Raw genomic sequence first — 15478 nt, 5'->3', positions numbered from 1 at the left:
TCGCGCTCCGCTCCTCGCTCGTTCCTCGCTGCGATGCTCACGCGCCTGTCCGCTCACAGGCCCACGAAGCCGAGCCAGTCGGCGTAGAACAGCCCCAGCCCGAAGGCGACCGCCATGCCCGTGACCAGCCAGAACCGGACGATGACCGTGCTCTCCGTCCACCCGGCCAGCTCGAAGTGGTGGTGCAGCGGTGCCATGCGGAAGACCCGGCGCCGGGTGGCCCGGAAGAACGCCACCTGGATGATCACCGAGAGCGTCACGGCCACGAACAGCCCGCCGAGGACGACGAGCAGCAGCTCGGTGCGGGTGACGATGGCCAGGCCGGAGAGCAGCCCGCCGAGGGCCAGCGAACCGGTGTCGCCCATGAAGATCCGGGCCGGGCTGGTGTTCCACCACAGGAAGCCCAGGCACGCCCCCATGCCGGAGGCGGCGATGAGCGTGATGTCGAGCGGGTCGCGCACGGTGTAGCAGCCCTCGATGAGCTCGTTGGCGCAGTCGTGGGTGAACTGCCAGAAGGAGATGACCACGTAGGACGCCAGCACCATCGCCGAGGAGCCCGCGGCGAGGCCGTCGAGCCCGTCGGTCAGGTTGACCGCGTTGGAGAACCCGGCGATGAAGAGGTACGCGAGGATCACGAACGCGATCGGCCCCAGCGCCAGGGGCGCGATGTCGCGCACGTAGGAGACGACGGTCGACGCCGGCGTGACCCCGTCGTGCGGGAAGTTGATGGCCAGCACCGCGAAGGTGACGCCGACGAGCAGCTGGCCGACGAGCTTGGCGGTCTTGTTCAGGCCGAGGCTGCGCCGGTGCCGGATCTTGAGGTAGTCGTCGAGGAACCCGACGGTCCCCATGCCGACCATGAGGAAGAGCAGCAGCAGCCCGGTGGCGGTGAAGCCCCAGCCCGACTGGCCCACGAAGACCAGGTGCGCGACGACGTAGCCGAGCACCGTGGCCCCGACGATGACGGTGCCGCCCATCGTGGGCGTGCCCTTCTTCGACAGGTGGCTCTCGGGACCGTCGTCACGGATCTCCTGCCCCAGCCCCTGGCGGCGGAAGGCGCGGATGGCCAGCGGCGTGAGCAGGATCGAGACGATCAGCCCGACCGCCGCGGCGATGAGGACGCTCCTCACGAGGCGGCACCGCCCAGCAGGTCGGCCGCGAGCAGCTCCAGGCCGTAGGAGCGGCTGGCCTTGACGAGCACGACGTCGCCGGGGCGCAGCACCTCCTCCAGCAGCGCGAGGGCAGCGGCCCGGTCCGGCACGTGCACCGACTCCTCTCCTGCGCGCCGCCCCGCGGCGGTCGCACCTCCGGCTATGCCTACCGCATCGGCGCCGACCGCGATGACCACGTCGACCCCGGCCCCGACGGCGTCCCGCCCGAGCCGCTCGTGCTCCTCGGCGGCGTCGGGACCGAGCTCGGCCATGCCGCCGAGCACGGCGATCCGGCGCTCGCCGGGCAGGCCGGCGAGCGCGGCCAGGGCGGCCCGCATCGACTCGGGGTTGGCGTTGTACGCGTCGTTGACGACGGTCACGCCGTCGTCCCGGCGGCTGACCTCCATCCGCCAGCGGCTGCGCGGACCGGCGGTGGACAGGGCGGCGGCGACGTCGGCCGGGGTCATGCCCGCGGCCAGCGCCGCACCGGCGGCGGACAGGGCGTTGGCCACCTGGTGCTCGCCCACCACCTGCAGCGCCACCGGGTGCTCCTCTCCCCCGGCGACGAGCGTGAACCGGGGCCGGGCGCTGTCGTCGAGCGCGACGCCGGTGGCGCGCACGTCGGCGTCGGCGCCGCGGCCGGTGCCGAGCACCCGCGCGCGGGTGCGCGGCGCCATCCCGATGACCCGGGCGTCGTCGACGTTGAGCACCGCGGTGCCGTCCTCCGGCAGTGCCTCGACCAGCTCGCCCTTGGCCAGGGCGATGCCGTCGGCGGAGCCGAACTCGCCGAGGTGGGCGGACCCGACGTTGAGGACGACGCCGATCTGCGGGCGGGCGACCCGGCACAGCCGGGCGATGTGGCCCACGCCGCGCGCGCCCATCTCGAGCACCAGGTAGGCGGTGTCCTCGTCGGCGGAGAGCACGGTCAGCGGCAGGCCGATGTCGTTGTTGTAGGAACCGGGCGGGCTCACGGTCTGCCCCGCCGCCGCCAGCACCTGACCGAGCAGGTCCTTGGTGGAGGTCTTGCCCGACGACCCGGTGATCGCCAGGGTCCGGAGCCCGGCGGCGGTGAGCCGGGCGTGCACGACCGAGGCGAGGCGGCCGAGGGCGACCACGGTGTCCTCGACGACGACGCACGGCAGGGCTGCGTCGGCACGGGTGACCAGGGCGCCCGCTGCACCGGCCGTCGCGGCCGCCGGGAGGAAGTCGTGCCCGTCCACGCGCTCGCCGCGCACCGCGACGAACAGGTCGCCGGCGCCGACGGCGCGGGAGTCGAGGGTGACCTGCCCGGTCACGACGGTGCCCGGATCGCCCTGCAGGCGCCCGCCGGTGGCGTCGGCGACCTCGGCGAGGGTCAGCGCGATCACGACGCGGCCTCCGAGAGCAGCTCGCGCAGGATGACGCGGTCGTCGAACGGATGCACCGTGCCCGCGACCTCCTGACCGGTCTCGTGCCCCTTGCCGGCCACCAGCAGGGTGTCCCCGGCCCGGGCCAGGCGCACGGCCGCGGCGAGGGCCTCCCGGCGTCCGGCGACCTCGATGATCTCCGCCCGGCGCTCCGCCGGCACCTCGGCGGCCCCGGCGAGCATCGCTGCGCGGATCGCGGCGGGGTCCTCCGACCGCGGGTTGTCGTCGGTGACCACGAGGACGTCGCCGCCCTCGGCGGCCGCGGCGCCCATCGCGGCGCGTTTGCCCGCGTCCCGGTCGCCGCCGCAGCCGAGCACCGTGACCAGCCGGCCGGCGGTGGCCGGGCGGAGCGCGCCGAGCGCGGTGGCGACGGCGTCCGGGGTGTGCGCGTAGTCGACGACGGCGACGAACGGCTGGCCGGCGTCCACCGGCTCCATGCGGCCGGGCACCACGGTCCCGGCGACGCCGGTCAGCGCGTCCTCGACCGCCACCCCGACGGCGTCGAGCAGCGCGACGGCGAGGACGGCGTTGGCGACGTTGAACCGCCCGGGCAGCCGCACCCGCGCCGGCCAGCTGCGCCCGCCGGGGCCGTGCAGCGTGAAGGTCGACCCGCCGGCCGGCGCGGGGGCCACGTCGGTCGCCGTCCAGTCCGCGGTGGCTCCCTCGGTGGAGGCGACGGTCACCGGGCGCCGCCCGGGCCGCTCGGCCAGCCGGCGGCCGTACGCGTCGTCGACATCGACCACCTCGACGGCGGCCCGCCCGTCGAACAGCAGCGCCTTGGCCCGGAAGTAGTCCTCCATGTCGGCGTGGAAGTCCAGGTGGTCGCGGCCCAGGTTCGTGAAGCCGGCCGCGGCGAAGCGCACCCCGCCGACCCGGCCCTGCACGAGGGCGTGGCTGGAGACCTCCATGACGACCGACGACACCCCGGCGTCGGCCATGCCGGCGAGCAGCGCGTGCAGCGCGGGCGCCTCCGGGGTGGTGCGCACGCTGGGCAGCGCGGTCACCGAGCCGTCGGCGCCGCGGGTGCGGGTCTGCACCGTGCCGATGAGCCCGGTGGTGCGGCCGGCTGCGGCCAGCCCGGCCTCCACGAGGTAGCTCGTGGTGGTCTTGCCGTTGGTCCCGGTGATCCCGAGGACCGTGAGCCGGCTGCTCGGCGCCCCCGAGACCCGGTCGGCCACGGCGCCCAGGACGGCGCGCGGGTCCTCGACCACGCAGACGGGCAGCCCCGTCGCGAGCGCCTCCTCCCGGCCGGTCGGGTCGGTCAGGAGGGCGAGCGCACCGCGGGTCGCCGCGTCCGCGGCGTACCGGGCCCCGTGGGTGCGCGCGCCGGGCAGGGCGGCGTACAGGTCACCGGGGCGCACCTCGGACGAGGCCAGCGTGACCCCGGTGATCGCCGGGTCGCCGGCGCCGGCCGGACCGACCGGGTCGCCGACCAGATCGGCCAGGGCGGAGAGCTGCAGGGGGCGGTTCCCCGCGCGCGGCGGGGTCGCCCCGTCGTCGGTCGGGGTCACGGGACTCCAATCTACCGGCGGTGGCTCGCCCGACCGGCATGCGTGCGTCCGGCCCGCGCGTCCCGCGGCGGGCCGGACGTGCTGGTCAGGGGGCGCCGGTGAGACGGAACTCGGGTCGCGGCGTGCCGGAGGGGACGACGCCGCTGCCGGTGAGGGCCGCCTTCATGATGTCGGCGAACACCGGGGCGGCGACCTGCCCGCCCTCGGCGGAGCTGGTCGGGCGCTCCAGGTCGACGGCGACGACGTACTGCGGGTCGTCGGCCGGGGCGAAGCCGACGAAGGTCGTCACGTACCCGCCGCCGGCGTAGCTGCCGGTCTCGGGGTTGGCCCGCTGCGCGGTACCGGTCTTGCCAGCGACGCGGAAGCCCTCGATCTGGGCTAGCGGCGCGGTCCCCCCCGGGCCGACGACGGCCTCGAGCATGTAGGCGAGCTGGTCGGCGGTGGACTCGCTGACGACCCGGGTGCTCTCCGGCTCCGGCGAGGGGAGGACCTTGCCGCCGGGCGTGGTCACCGAGCGCACGATCCGCGGCTCGACCCGCACCCCGCCGTTGGCGATGGCCTGGTAGATGGAGGCCATCTGCAGCGTGGTGACCGAGACGCCCTGGCCGATGGGCACGTTGGCGGCGCGGCTGGCGGTCCACTCGTCGGAGTCCTGGAGGATGCCCCGGCTCTCGCCGGGCAGTTCGATGCCGGTGGTGGAGCCCAGGCCGAACGCGCGCAGGTACTTCTCCAGGGTCGCGTCGCCCACCTCGCGGGCCAGCATGATCGTGCCGACGTTGCTGGACTTGGCGAGGATGCCGGTGACGGTCCAGTCGACCGGGGCGTGGTCGTGGGCGTCGGTCACGACGCGGTCACCGGCCTGGATGTGCCCGTTGACCGACAGCACCCGGTCGGGGGTCGCCTTGCCCTCCTCGACGGCGGCGGCCAGCGTGACCGCCTTCATCACCGAGCCGGGCTCGAACACGTCGGAGACGACGGGGTTGCCCAGCAGGTCCGGGTCGGTCCTCGAGTAGGCGCCGGGGTCGTAGCCCGGGCAGGAGCCCATCGCCACGACCTGCGCCGTCCGCACGTCCAGGACGACGGCGGAGGCCCGGGTGGTGGCACCGTCGGCGCAGGCCTGGCCGAGGCGCTGGTCGGTGACGTACTGCAGGTCCTGGTCGAGGGTGAGGGTGACGTCGTCGCCGTCGGTGGCCGGCGTGGACTCGTCGATCCCGGACGGGATCGGGTGGCCGCCGCTGCCCACCTCGACGGTGCGCTCGCCGTCGGTACCCGAGAGCTCGTCCTCGAAGGTCTGCTCGATACCGGCCAGGCCGGTCCCGTCACGGCCCACGAAGCCGACGACCTGCCCACCGACCACGCCCGCGGGGTACAGCCGCACGGGGTCGTCCTCCAGGACGATGCCCGGCAGCTCCAGGTCGTCGACGGCGTCGCTCACCTCGGTCGGCACCTCGGTGGCCAGGACGACGTACCGGCTGGTCCCGGAGAGCTTCTCGGTGAGCTCGGGGACCGGGACGCCGAGCAGCGTGGTGAGCGCCAGGGCGGTGCGGCGGGGGTCCTTGACGACGGTCGGGTCGGCGACCACGCGGGAGGCGTCGACGGTGTAGGCCAGCGGGTTGCCGTTCCGGTCCAGGACCTGCCCGCGCAGCGCCGCGATCGGGTAGCTGCGCAGCCGGTCCTGCTCGGCGGCGTTGGCGTAGGCGGCGCCGTCGATGCCCTGGAGCACCACGAGCCGGCCGACCACCAGGACCAGCAGCGCGATGAGGAACACCAGGCCGAACCGGTTGCGGCGGCCCCGCTGGTCGACGGTGAGACCGGCGCCCCGGGTGCGGCGGGTGCCCGGTGCGCGGCGGCTCTGGAAGGGCCCCGCTCCGGGTCCGCGGACGCTGTTCGGCACGGCTCAGTCCCCGTTCGGGACGGCCGCCGGGGCAGGTTCCGGCTCGGCCGCGGGGCTCGGCGCGGGAGCAGGGGCGGGTGCGGTGGCAGGGGCGGGCGCCGGTTCGGGGGTGCCGCGCATCGCGGTCGATCCCGGGCCCAGCACCAGGTAGCCGGCCGCCCCCGCGGGGACCAGCCCGATCTCCTGCGCGGCGCGGGCCACCTCTGCCGGCGTCCGGCCCGAGACGACCTGCTGCTCGAGCCGCTGGATCTCCTGGGCCCTGGCCGCGTTGTCCTGGCGGCGCGAGCTGGCTTCCAGCGAGTCGACGGCGATGGCCGTGTTGAGCACCAGCAGCCCGACGGTGGTCAGGCTGAGGAGGGCCACGACGAGCAGGACGAAGGAGGCCTTGCGCGACAGCAGGGCGCGCCCGGTCCGCCGTCGGGTCCGGGAGGAGGTGCCGGTGGGCACCAGCCGCAGCTCCGGTCGGGCGGTGGGCCGGGCAGCACGCGCGGAGCCGGCGCGGGCGGAGCCGGTCGGGCCCGTGCGGGGAGCCGGCGCGCGCAGCGGCGTGGCGCGGACGGCGGCGGTGCGGCTCATGCCGTCCGCCGGATGCGCTCGGCGGCCCGGACCCGCGCGGAGGCGGCCCGCGAGTTCGCGGCGACCTCGTCCTCGCCGGGCGCCTCTCCCCCGCGGGTCAGCAGCTTCAGGGTCGGCCCGTACTCGGGCAGGGGCACGGGCAGGTCCGGCGGCGTCCGGTCCAGGGCTCCGGCGGCGAGGGTCTGCTTCACGATCCGGTCCTCCAAGGAGTGGAAGGTGATGACGGCGATCCGGCCACCCACGGCCAGGGCGTCGATCGCCGCGGGGAGGGCGCGCTCCAGCGCGCCGAGCTCGTCGTTGACCTCGATGCGCAGGGCCTGGAACGTGCGCTTGGCGGGGTGCCCACCGGTGCGGCGCGTGGCGGCGGGGATGGACTCCCGGACCAGCTCGGCCAGCCGCGCGGTCCCGGCGAACGGCTCGCGGGCGCGCTCGCGCTCGATGGCCGAGGCGATCCGGGAGGCGAAGCGCTCCTCGCCGTACACGCGCAGCACGCGGGCGAGGTCCTTGGCCGGATAGGTGTTGACCACCTCGGCGGCCGTGCGGCCGACGGTGGGGTCCATGCGCATGTCCAGCGGCGCGTCCGTGGAGTAGCTGAAGCCGCGGTCGGGGCGGTCCAGCTGCAGCGAGGAGACGCCGAGGTCGAACAGCACCCCGTGGACCTCGTCGACGCCCAGGCGGTCGAGGACGTCGGGCAGCTCGTCGAAGACGGCGGGGACGAGGGTGGCGCGGTCGGCGTGGCCGGCGGCCTCGATGCGGCGGGCGGCCTCGGCCCGGGCATCGGGATCGCGGTCCAGGCCGATCACCCGGAGGCCCGGGTGGGCGTCGAGCATGGCCAGGGTGTGGCCGGCCAGGCCGAGGGTCGCGTCGACCAGGACGGCGCCGTCGGCCGAGCAGGCGGGGCCCAGCAGCTCGACCACGCGGTCGAGGAGGACCGACACGTGCACCGGCGGCGGCGAGCCCGCCGCGGCGGGGCCGGTGCTGGTCATCGTCTGCTGCCTCTCGTGGTCCGGGCGGTTCCCGCGATGGTGCCGCTCGCGGTGGTGGAGCAGGGGGAACCACCGGGGCGCGCTGTGCGGGATCGGGCGGGTGGGGCGCAGGGGGGCCGTGGGGCCGGGTGGGGACGGTGGAGCGGAGTGGGGCGCGGGAGGTCGGTCCGAGACGGGATCCGGCCCCGCGGGGGTCCGCCTGGCGTCGGGGAAGAGCGTCAGGTGGCGCCCCGCGGGGCCGGTGGGTCACCCACGCCGGTCGGGGCCGGCGGTACCCGTCGTCCTGGCGGCGCTCCGTGCGGTGGGACCGAGCCGCGGGGAAGGCGGCTGGGGCCCGGGTCCGGTCGAGCCGCGGGGAAGGCGGCTCGTTCGGGTCTGCGCGGGGGCCGGTGGGGGCGGGTGGGGCGTTCCCGGGATCACGACAGCGTCGGCATCCCCTCGCTCTCCATGTCGGCGTAGGCGGCTTCCAGCTCGGCCACGTAGGCCTCCCAGTTGCCGGCGTCCCAGATCTCGAAGCGGGTGTCGACGCCGACCACGACGACGTCGCGGTCCAGCCCGGCGTACTCGCGCAGGCTCGCCGGGATGGTGATGCGGCCGGTCTTGTCCGGCTCCAGCTCCACCATCGACCCGAAGCTCATGCGGGCGGCCATGCGCGCCCGGGCGGTGTCCGACGGCGCCATGGCGGCCATGGCGGCGCTCTGCTCGGCGACCCGGGCCATGGTGAGGCCGTAGATGCAGCGCTCCTGGCCCTTCTTGATCACCATGCCGTCGGCCACCTGGTCGCGGAAGCGGACGGGGAGGGCGAGCCGGCCCTTCTCGTCGAGGCGCAACGGGTAGCTGCCGACGAACACCGGATCACCCCCTGCATCTGTCCTCCCATGGGCCCTGCCGGGTCCCCGGACGGACCCTGCCTCCCCACCGGCCGACACAGTAACCCACTAGCCCCCACTGGACACCACCCGAGGCCGTGTCGTGACCCACCGGCCCCACTCCGGCCCGTCCCCCGCCGCGACCGGCGGACCGGGGAGATCAGCAACGGCTCCCCCGGCCGCTCCCGCGACGTACGGTGGACGGCGTGACGGAGGCGACACGGGCCGCGGACGGGACGGCCGATCCGTCGGTCGACGTCGCCGCCGAGGGAGCACGGATCGCGGCGAACATCGGCCGCGTCGTCCAGGGCAAGGACGCGGTGGTGCGGCTGGCCCTCGTCGTCCTGCTGGCCGAGGGCCACCTGCTCATCGAGGACGTGCCCGGCGTGGGCAAGACGACCCTGGCCAAGGCACTGGCCGCCTCCGTCGACGCGAGCGTGCGGCGCATCCAGTTCACCCCGGACCTGCTGCCCAGCGACGTCACCGGGGTCGCGGTCTACGACCAGGAGACCCGCGAGTTCGAGTTCAAGCCGGGCGCGGTCTTCGCCAACGTCGTCGTCGCCGACGAGATCAACCGCGCCTCGCCCAAGACCCAGTCGGCGCTGCTGGAGTGCATGGAGGAGCGCCAGGTCACCGTCGACGGCGTCAGCTACGAGCTGGCCCGCCCGTTCCTGGTGATGGCCACCCAGAACCCGCTGGAGATGGAGGGCACCTATCCCCTCCCCGAGGCCCAGCGCGACCGCTTCACCGCGCGCGTCTCGATGGGCTACCCCGACCCGGCCGCCGAGCTCGCCATGCTCGACGACCGCGCGACCACCGATCCGCTCGCCCAGGTGCGACCGGTGGCCGACGCCGCGCTCGTGCGCTCGCTGGTGGCCGCGGTCGCACGGTTGCACGTCTCGGACGCGGTGCGCCGGTACGTCGTGGCCCTGGTGGAGGCCACCCGCCGCTCCCCCGAGCTGCGCCTGGGCGCCTCGCCGCGGGCCGGCCTGCAGCTGCTGCGGGCCGCCCGGGCGTCGGCCGCACTCGAGGGGCGGGACCACGTCCTGCCCGACGACGTGCAGACCCTCGCCGTCCCGGTGCTGGCCCACCGGCTGCTGCTGAGCAGCGAGGCGGCTGCCGGTCGGCGCACGCCCGAGCAGGTGGTGGCCCACCTCCTCGCGACGGTGCCCGTCCCGCGCGGGCGCTGACCGCCGTGCGGAGGGTCCCCGGGCGGGCGCTGTCCGCGCTCACCGGGCGTGGCCGCTGCCTGATCGGCGGCGGGCTCGCCCTCGCGCTGGCCGGCGTCGTCCTCGGCGAACGGTCGCTCGTGCAGCTGGGCCTGGTCGTCCTGGCGCTCCCGGTGCTCGCGGCGCTGTCCGTCGCCCGGGGACGGTTCCGCGTGACCACCCGGCGGACGACGAGCCCCGCACGGGTCCCCCGGGGCACCCCGGCCGAGGTGCTCCTCGAGCTGCGCAGCACCGACACCCGCCGTGGCGGCCTGTGGCTGCTCACCGAGCAGCTCCCCGCGGCGCTCGGCTCCTCACCCCGGTACACCGTCTCCGGCCTCCTCCCCGGTGCGACCACGGCGCTGCGCTACGCCGTCGTCGGCCGGCACCGGGGCCGCCACGAACTCGGACCGCTGCAGCTGCGCATGGTGGATCCGTTCGGGCTGGTGGAGCGGACGGCCGCCGGCACGGGCACGGCGCCGCTCGTCGTCGTCCCCCGGGTGCGGCCGCTGGGCCCGGGCGGCCCGGGTGCGGCGCTCGGCCGGGGCGGCGAGGGCGCACGCCGGTCCGTCGCCGCGCACGGCGAGGACGACGTGAGCGTGCGGGAGTACCGGCGCGGCGACGACCTGCGCAAGGTGCACTGGCGGGCGACCGCCCGCACCGGCGAGCTGATGGTGCGCACGGAGGAACGCCCCTGGCGGCCCCAGGGCACCCTGTTCCTGGACACCCGCGCGAGGGCGCACCTCGTGGCCCCCGCCCACGGCCAGGCCGCGGTCCCCGGACCGGCCGGCGACGACTGCCCGCCCCCGGACAGCCTGGAGTGGCTGGTCGAGGCGGCCGCGAGCATCGGGGCGGCGCTCACCGGCCGCGGGTCGGCGGTCCGCGTGCTCACCGAGGCCGGGGAGCTCTCGCCCGCCGCCGGACGCTCCGGGCTGGGCACCGCGGAGCTCCTCGACCGGCTGGCCGCGGTGCGGCCGTCCCGCCTGCCGGACCTCGAGGGCGGGATCGAGGCCGCCTGCCGGGCGGCGGCGGACGGTCCGCTCATCTGCCTGCTCGGTGCGGTCGGCCCCGACGACGTGGCGGCCCTCGCCACGCTGCGACCGGGCGCGGGCACGGACGTCGCCGTCCTGCTGGACGTGACCGGCTGGGCCGTCCTCCCGGGTCGCGGCCGCCGTGCCGCTCCCGCCCGGGACGCGCTGGCCGCCCAGCGCGAGGACGCCGCGGCCCTGCTCGTGGCCGCCGGCTGGCAGGTCACGGTCGCCCGCGCCGACCAGGGGGTGGCCGACGCATGGGCCGCGGTGGCCGGCAGCGCCACCGGGGTGCCCGCGTGATCGACCCCGACCCCCGCACCGCCGGTGCCGCCACCCTGGCCACGCTCCTGGGCTCGGTGGCGCTCGCGCCGGTCTTCAGCTCGGCCGGCTGGTTCCCCCCGGTCCTCGGGGCCGTCCTCGCCGTCCTGGCCGGCGGCCTGCTGACGCGGAGGGCCGGGGCCCCGGCGCTCCTGGTCCCGATCGCCCAGCTGGCGCTGCTCGTCGTCGTCCTCACCGCCCTCTACGCCCCGGACCGCGCGCTGCTCGGCCTGGTCCCCACGCCCACCAGCCTGGGCCGGCTGGGCGACGTGCTGGCCGACGGCGCCGCCGAGGTGCGCGAGCAGGCCACACCGGCGCTGGCGCTGACCGGGCTGCTCGCGCTCACCGCGCTCTTCGTCGGGCTCGTCGCCGTGGTGGTCGACCTGCTCGCGGTGGCGGCGCAGCGGGCTGCGGTGGCCGGGCTCGCGCTCCTGGTGCTCTTCTGCGTGCCGGTCGGCACGGTCACCGGATCGGTGGGGCTGCCCGCCCTCGTGGCCCCGGCCGCCGGCTTCGCGCTGCTGCTGTGGGCCGACCAGCAACGCGTGCTCACCGGGCTGCACGGCTGGGCCGGTGGGGGCGCCGGCGCACTGCGCATCGGTGTGCTCGCCCTCGCGGCCGGGATCGGGCTGGCCCCGTTCGTGCCGACCGCGGCCGAGGGATCCTTCGGCACGGGCCTCGGCGGCGGCGTCGTGGGCGCGACCGGCACGGCACTGGACCCGGTGGCGGAGATGCGCGGCCAGCTGAGCCGGCCGCAGCCGATCGAACTGCTCCGCGTGGACTCCTCCGTCGAGGACCTCGGCTACCTGCGCGCGGTGACCCTGGACGACTACGACGCCGAGGACGGCTGGACCCTCAGCAACCTCGACGGCGAGACGGCGGTGGCCGACGAGGACCGGCTGGCCCCTCTCCCGCCCCGCCAGCCCAGCCGCCAGGTGGGCGTCGACGTCGAGGTGCTGGAGCACGACGACCGGTTCCTTCCGGTGCCCTCCTCGCCCCTGACGGTCCGGGTGGACGGCGACGAGGGCGGCTGGCGCTTCGATGCCGCGACCGGCACGGTGTTCGGCCGCGACGTGACCAGCGCGGGCAGCCGCTACCGGGTGACGGCCGCCGAGCCCCGGCCCTCCCCCGATCTGCTGGACCGCGCCGCGCCGCTGCCCGCCGGCGACGGGCTGCAGCAGCGCTTCGGTGCGCTGCCCGAGCTGGACCCCGAGATCGGCCGGCTGACCGCAGAGCTCACCGCGGGCGCCACCAGCCCCTACCAGCGGGTCCGGCGGATCCAGGAGTACCTCACCGACCGGGGCAACGGCTTCGCGTACAGCCTGTCGACGAGCCCGGGCACCACCGGCGACGACCTGGTCGACTTCCTCCGGCTCAAGCGCGGCTACTGCGAGCAGTACGCGGGGGCCATGGCCGTGCTGGTCCGCCAGGCCGGCCTGCCGTCCCGGGTGGCGCTCGGCTACACCCCGGGTTCGGTGCAGCGCGACGGCAGCCGGCTGGTCACCAGCAAGGACGCCCACGCCTGGGTGGAGGTGTTCTTCCAGGGCTACGGCTGGGTGCCGTTCGACCCGACGCCGATCGCCGTCGACCGCCGGGTGGCCCTCCCCTGGTCGCCGCGCGCCTCCGACCGGCAGGAGGAGGTCGCGGAGACGCCGACCACGGCCGCGCCGACCGGGGCGCCGGCGACCGAGGCGCCTCGCGAGGACCGGGTGCCCGACGCCGTTCCGCAGGCCCGGACGGCGCAGGAGGACACGTCGTGGGTGCGCCCCGTCGCGCTCACCGCCGGGGCGGTGCTCGGCCTGGGCCTGCTGGTGGCCCTGCCGGCCGGCCTGCGGGCCGTCCAGCGGCGGCGCCGACTGGCCCGAGGCACCGCGTCCGGGCTGTGGGACGAGCTGCTGGCGAGCGCGACCGACCTGGGGATCCCGCTGGACGCCGCACGGACCCCGCGCCGCACGGCCGAGGCCCTCGCCGCGGCCGCCGGCCCGCAGGCCGGGTTCGCCGAGGCGCTCACCGCCCTGGCGATGGCCGAGGAGGCGGCGACCTACGGCCGCCCCGGGGACCGCTCGCCGGACCCGGCGCTGGCCGGTCTGCTGCGGACCGCCCGACGGGGGCTGGCTGCATCGCGGCCGTGGCACCGCCGAGCGGCCGCAGTGATCTGGCCGGCCTCGCTGGTCGATGCCCTCCGCGGCGGGCTCCGCCGGCCGGGAACGTCACCGGCCGCCGTCCGGTGAGGACGACGGCCGGGAACGGAGGGGCTGCGGGCTACTGGTCGTAGCGGCGGCGGAAGCGCTCTTCGAGGCGGTTCTTCATCGGCTGGCGACCGCGGGTGCGGCCACCGCGGCCGGCTGCGCCGGAGCCCCGGGGGCCGGCCGGCCCGGCCTCGACGGCGCCGGTCGCGGCGCGGTAGTTCAGCACCCCGAGCGTCACGCCGCCGAAGGCGACGAGGAAGCCCAGCACGCCCAGGGGGACCGACCCGGTGGCGGGACCGGCCACGAGGACCGCGAGGCCGATGACGACCAGCAGGGCGCCGAGCTGCAGCTTGCGGCGGGCCTTCAGGCGGCGGTCACCGGTGCGGACCGAGGAAGCGAACTTGGGATCGTCATCGACGAGGGCGCGCTCGATCTGCTCCAGCAGACGCTGCTCGTGCTCGGAGAGCGGCACGTCGACCTCCCAATGCCAGTTCCGTCGAAGGCTCCCTCCGACGGTGTCCCCGAGGATACGAGCCGATTGCGGGGTGCGAAAGGCGACGGTCCGCTGACCTGTCGCGCGCTGCCACCGGTCACCCGCCCGGGTGGCGTCCGTGCTGGTCAGCGCCCTGGGGATCCGGGGCGCCCCGAACGGTGCAGCAGGGTGGCCGGCCGGACCGCCCCGGCCCCGAACCGGCGGGCGGCGCGGTCGGCGGCGAGCTCGGCCTCCCGGCGACCGTGCTCGCGGGCGCCGAGCTCGAGCTGCTGGGGCGCCTCGGCGGCGTCGACGAGGCGCTCGGCCCGCACCCCGACCAGCCGGATCCGCGCCCGGTCGAGCGCCAGGGCGTCGAAGAGTGCCCGGGCCGTGTCGTAGAGGTCCTTGCCGACGTCGGTGGGCGCGCCGAGGGTCCGGCTCCGGGTGATCGTGGCGAAGTCGGCGAACCGCACCTTGATGCTGACCGTGCGGGCCAGGCAGCCGATCGAGCGGAGGCGGCCGGCGGTGCGCTCGGCGAGGTGCAGCAGCTCCCGGTGGATGACGGCGGGGTCGTCGACGTCGGTGGAGAAGGTCTCCTCCGCGCCGGTGGACCGCTCCGGTTCGTCGGGCACCACCCGTCGCGGGTCGCGCCCCCATGCCAGCTCGTGCAGGTGGCCGCCGGCCGCGTGGCCGAGCGCCCGCTGGAGAGTGCGCGCGGGGACGTGGGCCAGGTCGCCGACGGTGCGCAGACCCAGCCGCAGCAGCGTCTCCTCGGTCTTCGGGCCCACCCCCCACAGCGAGCCCACCGGCAGCGGGTGCAGGAAGCCCATGACCTCGGCCGGGCGGACGACGAGCATCCCGTCGGGCTTGGCCCGGGTGGAGGCCAGCTTCGCCACGAACTTGGTGCCGGCGACCCCGACCGAGCAGGTGATGCCCTGCTCGTCGAAGACCCGGGCGCGGATGTACTCGCCGATCTCCGCGGCGTCGCCCAACCGGCGCCCGGCTCCGGAGACGTCGAGGAACGCCTCGTCCAGGGAGAGCGGCTCGACCAGCGGGGTGATCGACCGGAACAGCGCCATGACCGAGCGGGACACCTCGGTGTAGAGCGCCATGTCTCCCGGCAGGACGGTCGCCGTCGGGCACAGCCGCAACGCCCGGGCGGTGGGCATCGCCGCGTGCACGCCGTACCGGCGGGCCTCGTAGGTGGCCGAGGTGACCACGCCGCGGTTGCCCGCTCCGCCCACGATCACCGGCGTGCCGGCCAGCTCCGGCCGTCGCCGCACCTCGACGCTGGCGAAGAAGGCGTCCATGTCGACGTGCAGGACGGTGCACCCGCCCGCTCGGTCCCCCGCCACCGCCCACCTCTTCCGTCGAACACGTGTTCGACAGGATAGCGACCCGGGGGGCTCCCGCCCGGCTCCGCCGCGGCGACCGTGTCGGACACCCTCCCCGCGCTGGTCGCCCGGCAGGTGTGAGGCCATGATCACCGAGGTAAGCAGCCCGCAGGGGTCGCCGACCGGCGGCCCGCACCGATGTGACGGAGGAGCCATGGCTCTGGACGACGACATGACCACTGAGGGCCCGGCCGACGCCGGGGCGGCGGGCACGCCCGGCGTCCACGACGGTGGCGCCGACGGCGGCGCGGACGGCGGCGCGCACGGCCCGGCCGACGGCGGCGCGGACGGCGGTGCCGACGGTGGCGCGGACGGCGGCGCGGACGGCGGTGCCGACGGCGGTGCCGACGGTGGCGCGGACGGCGGCGCGGACGGCGGCGCGGACGGCGGCGCGGACGGCGGCGCGGACGGCGGCGCGGACGGTTCGGCCTGAGCGAGAGCCCGACCCCGCAGGGCGGGGCGGAGCAGCCGCTCCG

Annotated in this window: 13 protein-coding genes; 4 read left to right on the top strand and 9 right to left on the bottom strand. The window is 76.4% G+C overall.

Annotated features, from left to right (window positions below; translation table 11 throughout):
* Positions 1 to 53: 53 nt before the first annotated feature.
* From mraY to mraZ, 7 genes are all read right to left on the bottom strand, one after another.
* Positions 54 to 1130, bottom strand: a complete 1077-nt coding sequence (gene mraY, locus DQ237_RS13950; RefSeq protein ID WP_113800733.1) for a phospho-N-acetylmuramoyl-pentapeptide-transferase — start codon at positions 1128 to 1130, stop codon at positions 54 to 56.
* Positions 1127 to 2518, bottom strand: a complete 1392-nt coding sequence (murF, locus tag DQ237_RS13945; RefSeq protein WP_113800732.1) for a UDP-N-acetylmuramoyl-tripeptide--D-alanyl-D-alanine ligase — start codon at positions 2516 to 2518, stop codon at positions 1127 to 1129. The genes mraY and murF overlap by 4 nt, the downstream gene beginning before the upstream one ends.
* Positions 2515 to 4068, bottom strand: a complete 1554-nt coding sequence (locus tag DQ237_RS13940; RefSeq protein WP_113800731.1) for a UDP-N-acetylmuramoyl-L-alanyl-D-glutamate--2,6-diaminopimelate ligase — start codon at positions 4066 to 4068, stop codon at positions 2515 to 2517. The genes murF and DQ237_RS13940 overlap by 4 nt, the downstream gene beginning before the upstream one ends.
* Positions 4069 to 4153: 85 nt before the next feature.
* Entirely contained in the window at positions 4154 to 5962 is a 1809-nt protein-coding gene (locus DQ237_RS13935; RefSeq protein WP_113800730.1) for a penicillin-binding protein 2, read from the bottom strand.
* Between the two features lie 3 nt (positions 5963 to 5965).
* Entirely contained in the window at positions 5966 to 6538 is a 573-nt protein-coding gene (locus tag DQ237_RS19760) for a hypothetical protein (protein WP_113800729.1), read from the bottom strand.
* Entirely contained in the window at positions 6535 to 7524 is a 990-nt protein-coding gene (gene rsmH, locus DQ237_RS13925) for a 16S rRNA (cytosine(1402)-N(4))-methyltransferase RsmH (RefSeq protein WP_113800728.1), read from the bottom strand. Before rsmH ends, DQ237_RS19760 begins: the two co-directional genes overlap by 4 nt.
* A 416-nt stretch (positions 7525 to 7940) precedes the next feature.
* Positions 7941 to 8375 carry a division/cell wall cluster transcriptional repressor MraZ gene (gene mraZ / locus DQ237_RS13920; RefSeq protein WP_113800727.1) on the bottom strand — a complete coding sequence of 145 codons (435 nt, stop codon included), beginning with the start codon at positions 8373 to 8375 and terminating at the stop codon, positions 7941 to 7943.
* 224 nt (positions 8376 to 8599) lie between these two features.
* On the opposite strand from mraZ, the gene DQ237_RS13915 reads away from it, so the two are divergent.
* From DQ237_RS13915 to DQ237_RS13905, 3 genes are read left to right on the top strand one after another with little or no spacing between them, the layout of a single operon-like run.
* A complete protein-coding gene (locus tag DQ237_RS13915; protein WP_113800810.1) occupies positions 8600 to 9583 on the top strand; it encodes a MoxR family ATPase in 984 nt (327 codons plus the stop codon).
* A 5-nt stretch (positions 9584 to 9588) separates the two neighbouring features.
* Positions 9589 to 10932, top strand: a complete 1344-nt coding sequence (locus DQ237_RS13910; protein ID WP_113800726.1) for a DUF58 domain-containing protein — start codon at positions 9589 to 9591, stop codon at positions 10930 to 10932.
* The gene (locus DQ237_RS13905; RefSeq protein ID WP_113800809.1) at positions 10929 to 13178 is read left to right on the top strand and encodes a DUF3488 and transglutaminase-like domain-containing protein; all 2250 of its coding nucleotides are present in this window, start codon (positions 10929 to 10931) and stop codon (positions 13176 to 13178) included. Before DQ237_RS13910 ends, DQ237_RS13905 begins: the two co-directional genes overlap by 4 nt.
* A 31-nt stretch (positions 13179 to 13209) precedes the next feature.
* Here the strand turns inward: DQ237_RS13905 and DQ237_RS13900 are convergent, their stop codons facing one another.
* Positions 13210 to 13608, bottom strand: a complete 399-nt coding sequence (locus DQ237_RS13900) for a DUF3040 domain-containing protein (RefSeq protein ID WP_113800725.1) — start codon at positions 13606 to 13608, stop codon at positions 13210 to 13212.
* A 146-nt stretch (positions 13609 to 13754) separates the two neighbouring features.
* Positions 13755 to 14963, bottom strand: a complete 1209-nt coding sequence (gene dinB, locus DQ237_RS13895) for a DNA polymerase IV (protein ID WP_113800724.1) — start codon at positions 14961 to 14963, stop codon at positions 13755 to 13757.
* A gap of 193 nt (positions 14964 to 15156) precedes the next feature.
* Between dinB and DQ237_RS13890 the strand changes: the two genes are divergently transcribed.
* A complete protein-coding gene (locus DQ237_RS13890; RefSeq protein ID WP_113800723.1) occupies positions 15157 to 15435 on the top strand; it encodes a BatC protein in 279 nt (92 codons plus the stop codon).
* Positions 15436 to 15478 lie beyond the last annotated feature (43 nt).

This window comes from Blastococcus sp. TF02-8 (assembly GCF_003319175.1).
Taxonomy (GTDB): Bacteria; Actinomycetota; Actinomycetes; order Mycobacteriales; family Geodermatophilaceae; genus Blastococcus.
The sequence above is the reverse complement of the archived record's forward strand: the minus strand, read 5'-3'. Positions and strand labels throughout refer to the sequence as shown.